The organism is Mammaliicoccus sp. Dog046, from assembly GCF_034039665.1.
Taxonomy (GTDB): domain Bacteria; phylum Bacillota; class Bacilli; order Staphylococcales; family Staphylococcaceae; genus Mammaliicoccus.
Genome location: NZ_CP120131.1, coordinates 2,449,579 through 2,466,137, shown reverse-complemented (window position 1 = coordinate 2,466,137; position 16,559 = coordinate 2,449,579). Strand labels below are relative to the sequence as shown.

Genomic DNA, 16,559 nt, shown 5'->3' with positions numbered 1-16,559 from the left:
AAGGTATAGAGGTGAACACATGAACAAGTATATGAAAATTTATCAATCTATTTGTAAAAAAATTATAAATGGAGAGTATGCTCATTTACAGCAGTTACCTTCTGAGAATGAATTGACAAAGATATACGAAACTTCAAGAGAAACAGTAAGGAAAGCATTAAATTTATTACAAGAAAAAGGGTATATTCAGAAGTTGCGTGGCAAAGGATCAGTAGTTATTTATGAAGACATTATTCAATTTCCTATTTCTGAAATGATTAGCTTCCAAGAAATTAACCAACGTCTTGGTCTTGAATATGAGACGGCGGTAGAACTATTGGAAACGATAAACGCTGAAGAAGTGCCTGTCGTGAAACATGCGTTAGGGTTAGAAGATAGTGATAAGTTATGGCATGTGATTCGAACAAGAAATAAATTAGGTAAAGTGCATATTATGGACGAAGATTACTTTGTTTGTTCGATTATCCCTCAGTTATCAAAGGATATTGCCGGGCAGTCGATATACCGATATATCGAACAAGAAATGAATGTCGAAATTAGTTATTCTAATAAGTCTATTACGTTTGAAGAAATGACGGAGAAAGAATTGAAATACTTTGGCCCTTTGAATCCGCCTTTCACTGCGACTGTTAGAGGGATCGTTCACCTTGATAACGCAGAACGATTCCAATATAATATTTCTCGACATATTGCGACAGAATTTAAGTTTGTCGACTTTTCAAGACGTGTAATTCATCAATCACACAATTAAACGATAGTTTTTTCTTGCCAAATGTTAAGGTTATATTGTACTATATAAAGTGCCGTGCTAAGTGGGGAGGTAGCGGTTCCCTGTACTTGAAATCCGCTTATGCAAGACTGAATTCCTTTGCTGCGGACTTATTATTGTGAGGTCTGCCCTCAGCACGTGGTGTCTGAAGACATCGGTCCTATGCAATACAAACCCATGAATCATGTCAGGTCCGGAAGGAAGCAGCATTAAGTGGATCATTGTATGTGCCGTAGGGTAGCCGAAGTTTAGCTAACGACTGTGGTTACGCTTGTGATATTTGTTCAAAGCAAAGGTGCACGGTATTTAAATTTTAATACTAATCAAATTTTATATAAATTCAAAAAGGGTGACCGCGGTCGCCCTTTTTATTATATCAGGAGGATATAACACACATGACTCAATTACTAATTGGAACGATTGTGGAATCAGAATATGATTTAGCTAAAGAGGTTGTTAAGGAAGCTTTTTTAAACGAGGAACATACTGATGGTCGAGAGCATGAATTAATTGGCAAAATTAGAAAGTCACTTGAGTATAATGCTGAATTAGAAGTTGTAGCTAAAACAGAACGAGGAAAAATATTAGGCCATGCTATGATGTCGGAAGTCATGGTTAATTCTGAAGAGCAAAGTAATGTGGTGCTAGCTTTAGCACCAGTGTCTGTGTTACCTGAATATCAGAAAAAAGGAATAGGTAAAGCATTGATTGAAGCTTTAGAATATAGAGCTTATGAAAATGGATATATTGGTGTTGTTGTACTTGGACATGCAGAGTATTATCAGAAGTTGGGTTATCATAAAGCTTCGGAATTCGGCATTGAGCCACCATTTGACGTTCCAGATGAAAATTTCATGTTCAAATATTTGTGGGATCATCCAACAAAAGAGATCAGAGGAATTGTTCATTATCCTGAAGCATTCCTATAATTAATCATAAGAAGTCACTTCAATTCGTGATATAATGATAGGTATGTAGAATTAAACTTTGGAGGTGCCATTTTGAATTATCAGGCTTTATATAGAATGTATAGACCGCAATCATTTTCTGATGTAGTCGGTCAAAAACATGTCACCAAAACATTAAAAAATGCAATCCAAAAAGAAAAGCAATCACATGCTTACTTATTTAATGGTCCACGTGGAACAGGTAAGACGAGTATTGCTAAAATTTTTGCTAAAGCAATAAATTGTACTGTAAATACAGATGGAGAACCTTGTAATGAATGCGCAATTTGTAAAGGTATCACACAAGGGACGAACTCAGATGTTATTGAAATAGATGCTGCGAGTAATAACGGCGTAGATGAAATTAGAAATATTAGAGATAAAGTCAAATATGCACCAAGTGAATCTGAATTCAAAGTATATATTATTGATGAAGTGCACATGTTAACAACTGGCGCATTTAACGCACTATTAAAGACACTTGAAGAACCGCCTAGTCATGCTATTTTTATACTTGCTACTACTGAACCTCATAAAATACCGCCAACGATTATTTCTAGGTGTCAAAGGTTTGATTTTAAGGCTATACACTCAGGAGATATTGAAAGTAGATTGGCATATGTCGCTGAAGAACAAAATATTTCCTTTGAGCAAGAAGCATTATCGTTTGTGGCACAAGTTTCTGAAGGTGGAATGCGTGACGCACTGAGCATTATGGACCAAGCAATTGCCTTTGGTGATGGTCATTTATCACTTGAACATGCTTTAAATGTCACAGGTAGCGTAGATAAAGCTGCTTTGAACGAACTCTTTCGTGACATCGTCACTAAAGATATTAAACAAGCGTTTACGCGATATCATACCTTTATTGCCGAGGGTAAAGAGGTTAATAGACTTGTAAATGATATGATTTATTTCATTAGAGACGCAATCGTAGCTAAAACAACTGAACAAGAAGATGCTGAGCATGCTTTGCATGACGTGAATTTAAATGCGATGTATAAGATGATAGATTGTATCAATGATACATTGGTGTCTATGCGTTTTGCGATTAATCAAAACGTTCATATAGAAATATTGATAGTGAAGCTTACGGAATTAATAGCGAATAATAACGAACAACCTGCTACCAATCAAAATAATACAACCGAAGCGTCATCTGAAGTACTCAGTAAGATTAAGCAACTTGAAGCACACGTACAACAACTGTCACAAAATGGTGTGTCAGCACCGGCGAAACCAGTTGAGAACAAACAAGGTGTTTCAAGAAGACAATCTAAGCATGTCTTTTCAATTAGACAAATAGAACGTGTGCTGGACCATGCCAATAGAGAAGATTTAACTTTATTAAAAGAAAAATGGCAAGCGGTCATTGAATCTGTGAAGGAAAAAGAGCAACGTGCATTAGTGAGTTTGTTATTAAATTCAGAACCAGTAGCAGCGAGTGAAGATCATGTTTTGGTGAAATTTGACGAGGATATTCATTGTGAAATTGTAAATAAAGATGATGAAAAGAGAAATCATATAGAATCCATTGTTTGTGAAATCGTCGACAAGACTGTAAAAGTTGTAGGGGTACCAAACTCACAATGGTTACAAGTAAGGCAACAATACATCCAATCTAAAAAAACAAACCCTGCTCAAGGCGAAGCGGAGACAGAAGAAAAACCTGCTGAGACGGATATTGTTAAAAAGGCACAAGAATTATTTGGAGAAGATACAGTAAATGTTACTGATGAGTAATACATGACATCATCTCTAAAGGTATGTATAATAAATATGACAAAAATTAAATACAAATATTAAACAAATGAGATACTAGGAGGACGAAAATATGCGCGGTGGCGGAAATATGCAACAAATGATGAAACAAATGCAAAAAATGCAAAAGAAAATGGCAGAAGAACAAGAAAAGTTAAAAGAAGAAAAAATTGAAGGTACAGCAGGTGGCGGTATGGTAACTGTTGTTGTTTCAGGACATAAAGAAATATTAGACGTAATTATTAAAGAAGATGTCGTAGACCCTGAAGATATTGAAATGCTTCAAGACTTAGTATTAGCTGCTACAAATGATGCTTTAAGCAAAGCTGATGACGTAACAGCAGATCGTTTAGGTAAACATACAAAAGGTCTTAACATTCCTGGAATGATGTAATGATGTTCTATCCAGAACCAATATCTAAACTGATAGATAGTTTTATGAAATTACCAGGGATTGGGCCGAAGACTGCACAACGCTTAGCTTTCCATGTGTTAGATATGAAGGAAGACGATGTTGTACTATTCGCGAAATCACTTGTAGATGTAAAGCGTGAATTAACATATTGTGAAACGTGTGGACATATTACAGACGTGTCTCCTTGTCATATTTGTCAGGATAAACAAAGAGATCGTTCAGTTGTTTGTGTCGTACAAGACTCTAAAGATGTTATTGCTATGGAAAAGATGCGTGAATACAAAGGTCTTTACCATGTGTTGCATGGTGCGATATCTCCTATGGAAGGTATTGGTCCAGAAGATATAAACATACCAACACTTTTAGAAAGACTTAAGAGTGATGAGATTAACGAAATCATATTAGCGACGAACCCTAATATTGAAGGCGAATCTACAGCAATGTATATCTCGAGATTGGTTAAACCAATTGGTATAAAAACGACAAGACTTGCACATGGTTTACCTGTAGGCGGAGATTTAGAATATGCTGATGAAGTAACACTTTCTAAAGCAATCACTGGTAGAACTGAAATTTAGCTAAATGAATTAAGAGGCTGAGGCATTTTATGCCACAGCCTCTTTCCACTAATAGTATAGAGAAGAGTGTAAGAATGATAAAAAATACAGCATTAATACTTGAAGGCGGCGGTATGAGAAGTATGTACACTGCCGGAGTATTAGATTACTTTGTGAAAAAAGACATGTTTTTTGAATATAATATCGGTGTCTCAGCAGGCGCTTCTATGGCGGCGAGTTACCTTTCTAGACAATTCAGAAGGAATCATAGAGTTACAACGAAATATATTAAAGACAAAAGATATCTTTCTCTTTCTAATTATATAAGAAGAAAAGAGGTATTCGGGATGGATTTTGTTTATCATTATATTCCAACTTATTTAGAACCTTTTGATTTTGAAGCTTTTGACAAAGCTGAAGAAAACTTTGTAGTTGTAACTACAGATTGTGAAACAGGCGAAGCGGTATATTTTGATAAGAATGAAATGAAAGGTTCATTATTAACAGCTTTAGAAGCAACGAGTTCTTTACCTTTGATGGCGAATCCTGTGAATTATAAAGGTCACACGCTATTAGATGGTGGCATTGTTGATCCGATACCTGTTAATAAAGCAATGGATGATGGATATAAAAAACAAGTGCTCATTTTAACGAGACCGCAAAGTTATAGAAAAAAACAAAGTAGATTTTCAAAGGTCTTTAAATTGAAAGCATATCCTAAAGTAAATCATTTAATGGAAATTAGATATAAACATTACAATAAGACATTAGAATGGATTGAAACAGAGGAAGAAAAGGGAAATATCTTTGTTATTAGACCAGAAGATACATTATCTGTTGATAGAATTGAGAAAGATCCTAAGAAATTAGATGCTTTATATAAACAAGGCTATGAAGATGCGAAAAAAACTTACAAAAAACTTAAAGAATATGTAGAGAATTAATCATATATGAGAACAAAGGGTGTTTTGGTGTAATTTTGATGCTTGAGACATATGCTTTTTACCTGTATAGTTATTTCTTGTGAGGCAAACGAACATTGAAAACTGAATGACAATATGTCAACGTTAATTCCAATAATTTGAGTACTATTAGTACTTCAAGAGTGATTGGCTTAACCAATCAAAAAGAGCTAATCAAGCTTACTTCTTTTATGGAGAGTTTGATCCTGGCTCAGGATGAACGCTGGCGGCGTGCCTAATACATGCAAGTCGAGCGAACAGATGAGAAGCTTGCTTCTCTGATGTTAGCGGCGGACGGGTGAGTAACACGTGGGTAACCTACCTATAAGACTGGGATAACTCCGGGAAACCGGGGCTAATACCTGATAATATTTTGAACCGCATGGTTCAATAGTGAAAGGCGGCTTCGGCTGTCACTTATAGATGGACCCGCGCCGTATTAGCTAGTTGGTAAGGTAACGGCTTACCAAGGCGACGATACGTAGCCGACCTGAGAGGGTGATCGGCCACACTGGAACTGAGACACGGTCCAGACTCCTACGGGAGGCAGCAGTAGGGAATCTTCCGCAATGGGCGAAAGCCTGACGGAGCAACGCCGCGTGAGTGATGAAGGTTTTCGGATCGTAAAACTCTGTTGTTAGGGAAGAACAAATTTGTTAGTAACTGAACAAGTCTTGACGGTACCTAACCAGAAAGCCACGGCTAACTACGTGCCAGCAGCCGCGGTAATACGTAGGTGGCAAGCGTTATCCGGAATTATTGGGCGTAAAGCGCGCGTAGGCGGTTTCTTAAGTCTGATGTGAAAGCCCACGGCTCAACCGTGGAGGGTCATTGGAAACTGGGGAACTTGAGTGCAGAAGAGGAGAGTGGAATTCCATGTGTAGCGGTGAAATGCGCAGAGATATGGAGGAACACCAGTGGCGAAGGCGGCTCTCTGGTCTGTAACTGACGCTGAGGTGCGAAAGCGTGGGGATCAAACAGGATTAGATACCCTGGTAGTCCACGCCGTAAACGATGAGTGCTAAGTGTTAGGGGGTTTCCGCCCCTTAGTGCTGCAGCTAACGCATTAAGCACTCCGCCTGGGGAGTACGACCGCAAGGTTGAAACTCAAAGGAATTGACGGGGACCCGCACAAGCGGTGGAGCATGTGGTTTAATTCGAAGCAACGCGAAGAACCTTACCAAATCTTGACATCCTTTGATCGCTCTAGAGATAGAGTTTTCCCCTTCGGGGGACAAAGTGACAGGTGGTGCATGGTTGTCGTCAGCTCGTGTCGTGAGATGTTGGGTTAAGTCCCGCAACGAGCGCAACCCTTAAGCTTAGTTGCCATCATTAAGTTGGGCACTCTAGGTTGACTGCCGGTGACAAACCGGAGGAAGGTGGGGATGACGTCAAATCATCATGCCCCTTATGATTTGGGCTACACACGTGCTACAATGGATAATACAAAGGGCAGCGAATCCGCGAGGCCAAGCAAATCCCATAAAATTATTCTCAGTTCGGATTGTAGTCTGCAACTCGACTACATGAAGCTGGAATCGCTAGTAATCGTAGATCAGCATGCTACGGTGAATACGTTCCCGGGTCTTGTACACACCGCCCGTCACACCACGAGAGTTTGTAACACCCGAAGCCGGTGGAGTAACCTTTTATTAGGAGCTAGCCGTCGAAGGTGGGACAAATGATTGGGGTGAAGTCGTAACAAGGTAGCCGTATCGGAAGGTGCGGCTGGATCACCTCCTTTCTAAGGATATTACGGAATGACCATTAGGTCATGGAATAGCGTAGACATATTGTATTCAGTTTTGAATGTTTATTTAACATTCACATTGCACATTGAAAACTAGATAAGTAAGCAAATAGATTTTACCAAGCAAAAAAACCGAGTGAATTTCTAACGAAATTCAAGCTTAATAATCGCGCGTCGTCTTTTTAGACGACATCACAGATTAATAACATTTATTTTCTTAAACAGTGATGTATAAGGAAATATTAGATTAAGTTATTAAGGGCGCACGGTGGATGCCTTGGCACTAGAAGCCGACGAAGGACGTTACTAACGACGATATGCTTTGGGGAGCTGTAAGTACGCTTTGATCCAGAGATTTCCGAATGGGGAAACCCAGCATGAGTTATGTCATGTTATCCGCATATGAATACATAGTATGTGAGAAGGCACACCCGGAGAACTGAAACATCTTAGTACCCGGAGGAAGAGAAAGAAAACTCGATTCCCTGAGTAGCGGCGAGCGAAACGGGAAGAGCCCAAACCAACAAGCTTGCTTGTTGGGGTTGTAGGACACTCAATACGGAGTTACAAAGGAAATAATTAGACGAATGGCTTTGGAAAAGCCAACCATAGAAGGTAAAAGTCCTGTAGTCGAAAGTTATTTCTCTCCTGAGTGGATCCTGAGTACGGCGGAACACGTGAAATTCCGTCGGAATCCGGGAGGACCATCTCCCAAGGCTAAATACTCTCTAGTGACCGATAGTGAACCAGTACCGTGAGGGAAAGGTGAAAAGCACCCCGGAAGGGGAGTGAAATAGAACCTGAAACCGTGTGCTTACAAATAGTCAGAGCCCGTTAATGGGTGATGGCGTGCCTTTTGTAGAATGAACCGGCGAGTTACGATTTGATGCAAGGTTAAGCAGTAAATGTGGAGCCGTAGCGAAAGCGAGTCTGAATAGGGCGAATGAGTATCTGGTCGTAGACCCGAAACCAAGTGATCTACCCATGTCCAGGTTGAAGTTCAGGTAACACTGAATGGAGGACCGAACCGACTTACGTTGAAAAGTGAGCGGATGAGGTGTGGGTAGCGGAGAAATTCCAATCGAACTTGGAGATAGCTGGTTCTCTCCGAAATAGCTTTAGGGCTAGCCTCAAGTGATGATTATTGGAGGTAGAGCACTGTTTGGACGAGGGGCCCCTCTAGGGTTACCGAATTCAGACAAACTCCGAATGCCAAATAATTTAACTTGGGAGTCAGACTATGGGTGATAAGGTCCGTAGTCGAAAGGGAAACAGCCCAGACCACCAGCTAAGGTCCCAAAATATATGTTAAGTGGAAAAGGATGTGGCGTTGCCCAGACAACTAGGATGTTGGCTTAGAAGCAGCCATCATTTAAAGAGTGCGTAATAGCTCACTAGTCGAGTGACACTGCGCCGAAAATGTACCGGGGCTAAACATATTACCGAAGCTGTGGATTATCCGTAAGGATAATGGTAGGAGAGCGTTCTAAACGTGTCGAAGCATGATCGTAAGGACATGTGGAATGTTTAGAAGTGAGAATGCCGGTGTGAGTAGCGAAAGATGGGTGAGAATCCCATCCACCGATTGACTAAGGTTTCCAGAGGAAGGCTCGTCCGCTCTGGGTTAGTCGGGACCTAAGCCGAGGCCGATAGGCGTAGGCGATGGATAACAGGTAGATATTCCTGTACCACCTATGATTGTTTGAACGATGGGGGGACGCAGTAGGATAGGCGAAGCGTGCTGTTGGAGTGCACGTCCAAGCAATAAGACTGAGTGTTAGGCAAATCCGGCACTCGTAAGGTTGAGTTGTGATGGGGAGTTGGATCATGTATCCGGCGAGTCGTTGATTTCACACTGCCAAGAAAAGCCTCTAGTTAGAAAATAGGTGCCCGTACCGCAAACCGACACAGGTAGTCAAGATGAGAATTCTAAGGTGAGCGAGCGAACTCTCGTTAAGGAACTCGGCAAAATGACCCCGTAACTTCGGGAGAAGGGGTGCTTTTTAGGGTGAAAGCCTTGAAGAGCCGCAGTGAATAGGCCCAAGCGACTGTTTATCAAAAACACAGGTCTCTGCTAAACCGTAAGGTGATGTATAGGGGCTGACGCCTGCCCGGTGCTGGAAGGTTAAGAGGAGTGGTTAGCTTCTGCGAAGCTACGAATCGAAGCCCCAGTAAACGGCGGCCGTAACTATAACGGTCCTAAGGTAGCGAAATTCCTTGTCGGGTAAGTTCCGACCCGCACGAAAGGCGTAACGATTTGGGCACTGTCTCAACGAGAGACTCGGTGAAATCATAGTACCTGTGAAGATGCAGGTTACCCGCGACAGGACGGAAAGACCCCGTGGAGCTTTACTGCAGCCTGATATTGAAATTTGGCACAGCTTGTACAGGATAGGTAGGAGCCTTTGAAGCGTGAGCGCTAGCTTACGTGGAGGCGCTGGTGGGATACTACCCTGGCTGTGTTGACTTTCTAACCCGCACCATTTGATCATGGTGGGAGACAGTGTCAGGCGGGCAGTTTGACTGGGGCGGTCGCCTCCTAAAGAGTAACGGAGGCGCTCAAAGGTTCCCTCAGAATGGTTGGAAATCATTCGCAGAGTGTAAAGGCACAAGGGAGCTTGACTGCGAGACCTACAAGTCGAGCAGGGTCGAAAGACGGACTTAGTGATCCGGTGGTTCCGCATGGAAGGGCCATCGCTCAACGGATAAAAGCTACCCCGGGGATAACAGGCTTATCTCCCCCAAGAGTTCACATCGACGGGGAGGTTTGGCACCTCGATGTCGGCTCATCGCATCCTGGGGCTGTAGTCGGTCCCAAGGGTTGGGCTGTTCGCCCATTAAAGCGGTACGCGAGCTGGGTTCAGAACGTCGTGAGACAGTTCGGTCCCTATCCGTCGTGGGCGTAGGAAATTTGAGAGGAGCTGTCCTTAGTACGAGAGGACCGGGATGGACATACCTCTGGTGTACCAGTTGTCGCGCCAGCGGCATAGCTGGGTAGCTATGTATGGACGGGATAAGTGCTGAAAGCATCTAAGCATGAAGCCCCCCTCAAGATGAGATTTCCCAACTTCGGTTATAAGATCCCTCAAAGATGATGAGGTTAATAGGTTCGGGGTGTAAGCGCAGTAATGTGTGTAGCTGACGAATACTAATCGATCGAAGACTTAATCAAAATTTTTAACTCGGTTTACGCCGTAAAATCTGCTTACTATCTAGTTTTGAATGTGTAATATCATTCTTAATATTTTTTACTATTTGTCTGGTGATGATGGCAAAGAGGTCACACCTGTTCCCATGCCGAACACAGAAGTTAAGCTCTTTAGCGCCGATGGTAGTTGGACTTACGTTCCGCGAGAGTAGGACGTTGCCGGGCAAATATTTTTAAAATGGATGCGATGAGCCGCACTCGAGACCTGTTAGGTCTCTTTTTTTTATTCTTTTTTAAGGTAATCTATAACCTGTACCAATATTACGGAATTTCATCTTTTCATAAAAAGCATTGTTTTCTGAAAGTAACTCTATTCGTGTTGAGGGATATAAATCTTGTAAGTACTGAATCAGTTCTTTTGCGTAGCCGTTATTCCTGTGGTTATTTAATATAACAATTTCGGCAATATATAAAGTTACAATTTCATCGGTTAAATATCTTGTATAACCTATAATTTCATCATCGATTTCTATAACTATCATATGAGATTTAGAAAGTAGTTGAGTTATTTTTGCGATTGAAAATGTCTTCCATCCTTCTTGAGTTGCTATATTATAAATAGACTGTATATCAGATTCTGTAGCTTTTCTAATGATCATTGTAATCACTCCTTCTACATTAAAGTATAACTTATAAAGGAAAATATAAAAATCCCACTCATGATATAATGGTAGAGATTATAAAATAAGAGGTAAATGTAATGACTTTAAATAAAAAATTGATTGAATTAGAAGATGAAAAAGCAATATCACTTCATGTTCCAGGGCATCACAATAATACAATTGGATCTTTAAATCAACTGAATTTAGCAATGGATAAGACTGAAATAACCGGATTAGATGATTTACATCAACCAGAGGGATGTATAAAAGAGAGTATGGATTTACTGAATAGATTCCCGCAGTATACAGGTCAGTATTTAGTTAATGGCACAACGGTTGGTATACTGTCTGCAATATATGCAGTACAACATTTAAAAGGCGAAATTCTAATTCCGAGAAATGCACATAAATCTATTTATAATGCATTAAATTTAACGAGGCAAGATGCAAGATGGATGCCGATGACAGTGTCTGAGATTACAGGTCAGTATAATGGTGTTGGAAATCTTTCAGGAATAGATTTATCTAATGTGAAATTAGCTATATTTACGTACCCTAATTATTATGGAGAAACGTTTAATATTGATGAGAGTATTAAATTATTACAAAAACATCATATCCCTGTGTTAGTAGATGAAGCACATGGCGCGCATTTTGGCATTAGTTCATACTTCCCTGAATCAACATTAACTCATGATGCAGATATAGTTGTGCAATCTTATCATAAAACGTTGCCTGCTTTAACAATGGGGTCAGTGATGTATATTAATGATAATTTAAATTTAAAATCTAAAATTCAAGATTATTTAACAATGCTTCAATCTTCAAGTCCTTCTTATTTAATTATGTCGAGTCTTGAGCATGCAGAAGATTTTTATAAGCGTTTTGATGATGAAGTGTTTAAAAATAAGAGAACGCAGTTGATCGCGTCCATAAAACGGACTGGATTTTATGTAGGTTGTCTAGAGGATCCACTTAAATTAATTGTATCCCATGATCATCTAACTGGATTTGAAGTTCAACGTGTATTTGAGGATTCGCATATATATGTAGAATTGTGTAATGAGAATTATGTTTTAATTGTGTTACCGTTATGGCATGACAACGATAGATTTCCTTTTGAAATATTATTAGAACGTATCTCACACATTAATATAGAAGGAAATAATCAAAAGATAGAAAAAACACAGATGAAATTACCTGTTCATTCAGCTAACAAAAAATATAATGATATAGAAAAAATTCATGAGATAGAATTGAATAAATCGGTAAATCGCATATCTGCTGTAGATGTTATCCCTTATCCACCAGGTATACCCGTTATATTAAAAGGTGAACAGATTACGAAAGAAGTAGTAGATTCTCTTTTACAATGGATTGATAATGGTGGTAGAGTGGAAGGCATAATAAATAAGTATATTAAGGTAAAGGATGAACAATAAATGAGTCAGTTTATAACATTTGAAGGGCCAGAAGGTTCTGGAAAGACAACAGTTATTCAAAAAGTTTATGAGAAGTTAGAAAAAGAATTTGATGTAATACTTACTAGAGAACCAGGTGGTATAAAAATAAGTGAAGCAATTCGAGAATTGTTGCTCAATAGTGATGATGATATGGATGAAAGAACTGAAGCATTATTATTTGCTGCTGCTAGAAGACAACATCTTGTTGAAAAAATATTACCTCAGTTAAACAAGGGCGGAATCGTACTTTGTGACCGATTTGTTGATAGCTCACTTAGTTATCAAGGTTATGCACGTGAAATAGGGGTAGAAGAAGTTAAGGCAATTAATGAATTTGCCATTGAAAATAAATATCCTGATTTGACTTTGTATTTTGATGTACCTGCTGAGGTTGGATTGAATAGGATCAAAGATAATCAACGTGATGTTAATCGATTGGATAAAGAAGAAATAGAATTTCATCACAAAGTGACGGATGGATATAAAGCTTTAATTGCAGAGTATCCTGATAGAATTAAAGTGATAGATGCAACTCAGTCATTAGAAAAGGTTATAGAAGAAGCTTATTCAACGGTTATAAACTCTCTGAAACAAGAATAAAATATGATATAATGTTAAAAGAGGTGTTAGTTATGAAAATGATAATAGCGATTGTCCAAGATCAAGATAGTCAAAACTTGTCAGAAGCGCTTATAGAAAAAGATTTTAGAGCCACTAAACTAGCAACAACTGGTGGATTTTTAAGAGCAGGGAACACTACGTTCTTATGTGGTGTTAAAGATGAACGTGTAGAAGAATTATTACGAGTTATTGATGGAACGTGTGGTAATAGAGAACAACTCGTTTCACCTATTACGCCTATGGGTGGTAGTGCGGATTCTTACATCCCTTACCCAGTAGAAGTAGAAGTGGGTGGCGCAACAGTGTTTGTTATGCCAATTGAACAATTCCATCAATTTTAAGAACTGATTAGCTGCCGTTTGAGCAGCTTTTTTATTGCAAGGAGCGTAAATATGCAATTAACAAAAGAAATTGATCATTTATTAAGTGCTCAACAATTATCTCATGCTTATTTGTTTGAAGGAGATAATATGTTTGAAATGAAATCTACAGCAATGTATTTTGCTGAACAAATATTATGTGAAAATGAAACGTCATGCACAACGAAAGTACGAAATTTTAACCATCCTGATTTCGTATATATTCAATCAGATGAAACGACAATAAAGAAACATCAAATAGAAGAACTGTTAAGAAAGATGAATCAAAAACCAATCGAAAGCCAATATAAAGTTTACATTATTGAGGCATTTGATAAACTAACAGTACAAGGTGAGAATAGTATACTTAAATTTTTGGAAGAACCACCTCCAAATACAATTGCGCTATTACTTACAACGAAGAAAGATTCAATATTACCAACAATACATTCAAGGTGTCAGCTTGTACATTTTAAACCGGCATCAAAAGAAGACTATATAGAAGAATTGAAGCAATCTGACATTTCATCACCGATTGCACATACATTGAGTTTTATCACGTCAGATAAAGAAGAAGCGTTACTGTTAACTGAGGAACAAGTTTTTACGCAAATTAGAAAATCAGTGACTAAGTTAGCTGAGCTTATGGTGAAAGATACACAAATGGCGATGATCTATTTGATTGATTGTACAAAAATGATACAATCGCGTCCTTTACAACAATTGTTTTTAAATTGTTTAAATGCATATTTTCAAGATGTATTACATGCTAAAATAGAATTAGACGTAATCAAAGCCTATCCAGATATGGAATCGGAAATTATAGAAATAAGCAAACATTTATCATTAAATGATATTTCAAATTATATACAGGTTATAACAGAAGCCAACCGTAAATTAGCACAAAATGTAGGTATCATGCTTGTGTTAGAACAAATGGTTGTTAACGGGAAGAGGTGATTAGATGTATGAAATTATAGGTGTTCAATTTCAAGAAGCCGGTAAGAAAGAATATTTTTCACCGAATGGAGAAAGATTTAAAGAAAATGATTTAGTTGTAGTAGAATCTAAACGTGGCATGGAATTGGGCAGAGTCAAATTAACTAACCGTCATGTCGGACAAGACGATGTTGTATTACCTCTAAAGGAAGTCATGCGTCTTGCAACTGAAGAAGATATACAAAAGTATCAAAATAATTTATCAGATGCTGACTATGCATTGAAACTGTGTAAAGAACTTGTTGTTACTCATGAATTGAATATGAGATTAGTTAACTGCGAATACACATTAGATAAGAGTAAAGTAATATTTAATTTTACAGCTGATGATCGTATAGATTTTAGAAATTTAGTTAAATCATTAGCCTATGAATTGAAGACACGTATAGAACTAAGACAAATCGGTGTTAGAGATGAAGCGAAGTTATTAGGTGGAATTGGGCCTTGTGGACGGTCACTTTGTTGTTCTACATTTTTAGGAGATTTTGAGCCAGTGTCTATTAAAATGGCAAAAGACCAAAACCTCTCATTAAATCCGACGAAAATATCTGGCGCATGTGGGCGATTGATGTGTTGTTTAAAATATGAAAATGACTATTACGAAGAAGTTAGAAATGAATTACCTGATGTGGGCACGACAGTAGTTACCCCTGAAGGTGATGGTAAAGTTGTTGGATTAAATATATTAGATGTTACTATGCAAGTTAAAGTAAAAGGTTTCGAACAACTTTTTGATTATAAACTTGAAGAATTACTTGAAGTCCATTCATAAGGGAGGTTTATACTGTGAATAGGGACGAGTTGTTTGAAACGATTATGACATTAGAAAGCGAAATTAAACAAATTAATACGCACTTGGAGAAACTTAAGAACCAAGCAGTAGAATTAGTTGAAGACAATGTTGCACTTCAAATGGAAAATGAGAGCTTGAAACGTGTTGTGGAGTCTAATGACAGTACTCAAGAGAAGAAGCCAAATAAGAAGGTAAGACCACTACAAAGCAGAGATAACTTTGCGATGTTATATCATGAAGGTTTTCATATTTGTAGAGGAGAACTATTTGGTAAACATAGACAAGGTCAAGATTGTTTATTCTGTTTAGAGGTGCTTAATAGAGAATAAATAAAGAGGCAGAGACATTTATGTCTGAGCCTCTTTTTAAATGAGGTGTAAGTATGTTAGTAGATGGTGAAAGACTAGATCAATTGTTAAGAGAAAACTTCGAAATTATCCAAAATGATGATGTGTTTTCATTCTCAACAGATGCATTGCTATTAGGAGAATTTACAAAAGTTCGTCATAAAGATCAAGTAATGGATTTATGTACAGGTAATGGCATTATACCCGTACTGTTAGCACATAAGACTCGTGCAAAGATACAGGGCGTTGAGATTCAACCAGCACTTGTGGATATGGCTAATAGAACGATTCAACATAATCATCTTGAAAATCAAATTGAAATTCAGCAAATGGATTTAAAGGATGTCGCGAAAAAATATAAACCATCTACTTTTGACTTAGTAACAGTAAACCCGCCTTACTTTAAAGAAAACCAAAAAATACAACATCAAAAAGAAGCGCATAAAATTGCTAGACACGAAATATATTGTACGTTAGATGATGTCGTTAAAGCGAGTAAGCATTTGTTGAAGCAAGGTGGTAAACTTGTGATGGTTCACAGAGCGGATAGACTGATGGATGTCTTAAGTTCCTTCAGAGAACATCGTATTGAACCAAAAAGGTTGAAAATGGTATATAGCACGCCTAATAAACCAGAAGCAATCACAATTTTGGTTGAAGGTAGAAATGCTGGGCAAGCTGGCTTGAAGATAGAACAACCATTTTATATTTATGACACGGATGGAGAGTATTCTAAAGAAATGAAGGCAGTCTATTATGGATAAATTTTATACATATATATTAGAATGTAAGGATAGTACATTATATACTGGTTACACTACGAATTTGGAACGAAGAATTAAAGTTCATAATGACGGTAAAGGTGCAAAATATACAAAAATAAGACGTCCAGTAAAATTGGTATATCATGAGATATTTGATAATAAATCAGATGCACTGAAAAGAGAGTATGCACTGAAACAATTGAGTAGAAAACAAAAACTTGCACTCATCAAGGAGGGATAGG

15 protein-coding genes, 3 rRNA genes and 1 other RNA gene are annotated in these 16,559 nt (G+C 38.3%); 18 read left to right on the top strand and 1 reads right to left on the bottom strand.

What is annotated here, in order from left to right; genetic code table 11:
• The first annotated feature begins 19 nt into the window (after positions 1-19).
• The 10 genes from treR to rrf all read left to right on the top strand — a co-directional run bounded on the left by treR (position 20) and on the right by rrf (position 10,534).
• Positions 20-751, top strand: coding sequence for a trehalose operon repressor (gene treR / locus P3U32_RS12270; RefSeq protein ID WP_323703443.1), 732 nt, complete (start codon positions 20-22; stop codon positions 749-751).
• Between the two features lie 52 nt (positions 752-803).
• Positions 804-1,072: signal recognition particle sRNA large type (ffs, locus tag P3U32_RS12265), an RNA gene on the top strand.
• A gap of 92 nt (positions 1,073-1,164) precedes the next feature.
• The gene (locus P3U32_RS12260) at positions 1,165-1,698 is read left to right on the top strand and encodes a GNAT family N-acetyltransferase (protein ID WP_323703442.1); all 534 of its coding nucleotides are present in this window, start codon (positions 1,165-1,167) and stop codon (positions 1,696-1,698) included.
• 72 nt (positions 1,699-1,770) lie between these two features.
• Positions 1,771-3,459 carry a DNA polymerase III subunit gamma/tau gene (gene dnaX / locus P3U32_RS12255; RefSeq protein WP_323703441.1) on the top strand — a complete coding sequence of 563 codons (1,689 nt, stop codon included), beginning with the start codon at positions 1,771-1,773 and terminating at the stop codon, positions 3,457-3,459.
• A 91-nt stretch (positions 3,460-3,550) separates the two neighbouring features.
• Positions 3,551-3,871 carry a YbaB/EbfC family nucleoid-associated protein gene (locus P3U32_RS12250; protein WP_078357097.1) on the top strand — a complete coding sequence of 107 codons (321 nt, stop codon included), beginning with the start codon at positions 3,551-3,553 and terminating at the stop codon, positions 3,869-3,871.
• Positions 3,872-3,873: 2 nt separating this feature from the next.
• Positions 3,874-4,470, top strand: a complete 597-nt coding sequence (gene recR / locus P3U32_RS12245) for a recombination mediator RecR (protein ID WP_323704894.1) — start codon at positions 3,874-3,876, stop codon at positions 4,468-4,470.
• A gap of 74 nt (positions 4,471-4,544) precedes the next feature.
• Complete coding sequence (locus P3U32_RS12240) at positions 4,545-5,393, top strand: patatin-like phospholipase family protein (protein WP_323703439.1); 849 nt, start codon at positions 4,545-4,547, stop codon at positions 5,391-5,393.
• A 206-nt stretch (positions 5,394-5,599) separates the two neighbouring features.
• Positions 5,600-7,155 (top strand): 16S ribosomal RNA (locus P3U32_RS12235).
• Positions 7,156-7,406: 251 nt separating this feature from the next.
• A 23S ribosomal RNA gene (locus tag P3U32_RS12230) occupies positions 7,407-10,333 on the top strand.
• An 86-nt stretch (positions 10,334-10,419) separates the two neighbouring features.
• Positions 10,420-10,534: ribosomal RNA gene (rrf, locus tag P3U32_RS12225) — 5S ribosomal RNA — on the top strand.
• Together the 16S, 23S and 5S rRNA genes form the textbook arrangement of a ribosomal RNA operon.
• 68 nt (positions 10,535-10,602) lie before the next feature.
• On the opposite strand, the gene P3U32_RS12220 is transcribed toward rrf, so the two are convergent.
• The gene (locus tag P3U32_RS12220; RefSeq protein WP_323703438.1) at positions 10,603-10,968 is read right to left on the bottom strand and encodes a GNAT family N-acetyltransferase; all 366 of its coding nucleotides are present in this window, start codon (positions 10,966-10,968) and stop codon (positions 10,603-10,605) included.
• A gap of 101 nt (positions 10,969-11,069) precedes the next feature.
• On the opposite strand from P3U32_RS12220, the gene P3U32_RS12215 reads away from it, so the two are divergent.
• From P3U32_RS12215 to P3U32_RS12180, 8 genes are read left to right on the top strand one after another with little or no spacing between them, the layout of a single operon-like run.
• Positions 11,070-12,413: an aminotransferase class I/II-fold pyridoxal phosphate-dependent enzyme gene (locus tag P3U32_RS12215; RefSeq protein ID WP_323703437.1), complete on the top strand. Its 1,344-nt coding sequence runs from the start codon at positions 11,070-11,072 to the stop codon at positions 12,411-12,413.
• A complete protein-coding gene (gene tmk, locus P3U32_RS12210) occupies positions 12,414-13,034 on the top strand; it encodes a dTMP kinase (protein ID WP_323703436.1) in 621 nt (206 codons plus the stop codon). It begins immediately after the preceding gene.
• A 32-nt stretch (positions 13,035-13,066) separates the two neighbouring features.
• Positions 13,067-13,396, top strand: a complete 330-nt coding sequence (locus P3U32_RS12205) for a cyclic di-AMP receptor DarA (protein ID WP_323703435.1) — start codon at positions 13,067-13,069, stop codon at positions 13,394-13,396.
• A 51-nt stretch (positions 13,397-13,447) separates the two neighbouring features.
• Positions 13,448-14,374, top strand: coding sequence for a DNA polymerase III subunit delta' (locus P3U32_RS12200; RefSeq protein WP_323703434.1), 927 nt, complete (start codon positions 13,448-13,450; stop codon positions 14,372-14,374).
• 4 nt (positions 14,375-14,378) lie between these two features.
• Positions 14,379-15,185 (top strand): PSP1 domain-containing protein, encoded by an 807-nt coding sequence (locus P3U32_RS12195; RefSeq protein ID WP_323703433.1) that lies wholly within the window; start codon positions 14,379-14,381, stop codon positions 15,183-15,185.
• 14 nt (positions 15,186-15,199) lie between these two features.
• A complete protein-coding gene (yabA, locus tag P3U32_RS12190) occupies positions 15,200-15,535 on the top strand; it encodes a DNA replication initiation control protein YabA (protein ID WP_323703432.1) in 336 nt (111 codons plus the stop codon).
• A gap of 53 nt (positions 15,536-15,588) precedes the next feature.
• On the top strand, positions 15,589-16,317 hold the full coding sequence (locus tag P3U32_RS12185) for a tRNA1(Val) (adenine(37)-N6)-methyltransferase (RefSeq protein ID WP_323703431.1): 729 nt from the start codon (positions 15,589-15,591) through the stop codon (positions 16,315-16,317).
• Complete coding sequence (locus tag P3U32_RS12180) at positions 16,310-16,558, top strand: GIY-YIG nuclease family protein (RefSeq protein ID WP_323703430.1); 249 nt, start codon at positions 16,310-16,312, stop codon at positions 16,556-16,558. The genes P3U32_RS12185 and P3U32_RS12180 overlap by 8 nt, the downstream gene beginning before the upstream one ends.
• Position 16,559 lies beyond the last annotated feature (1 nt).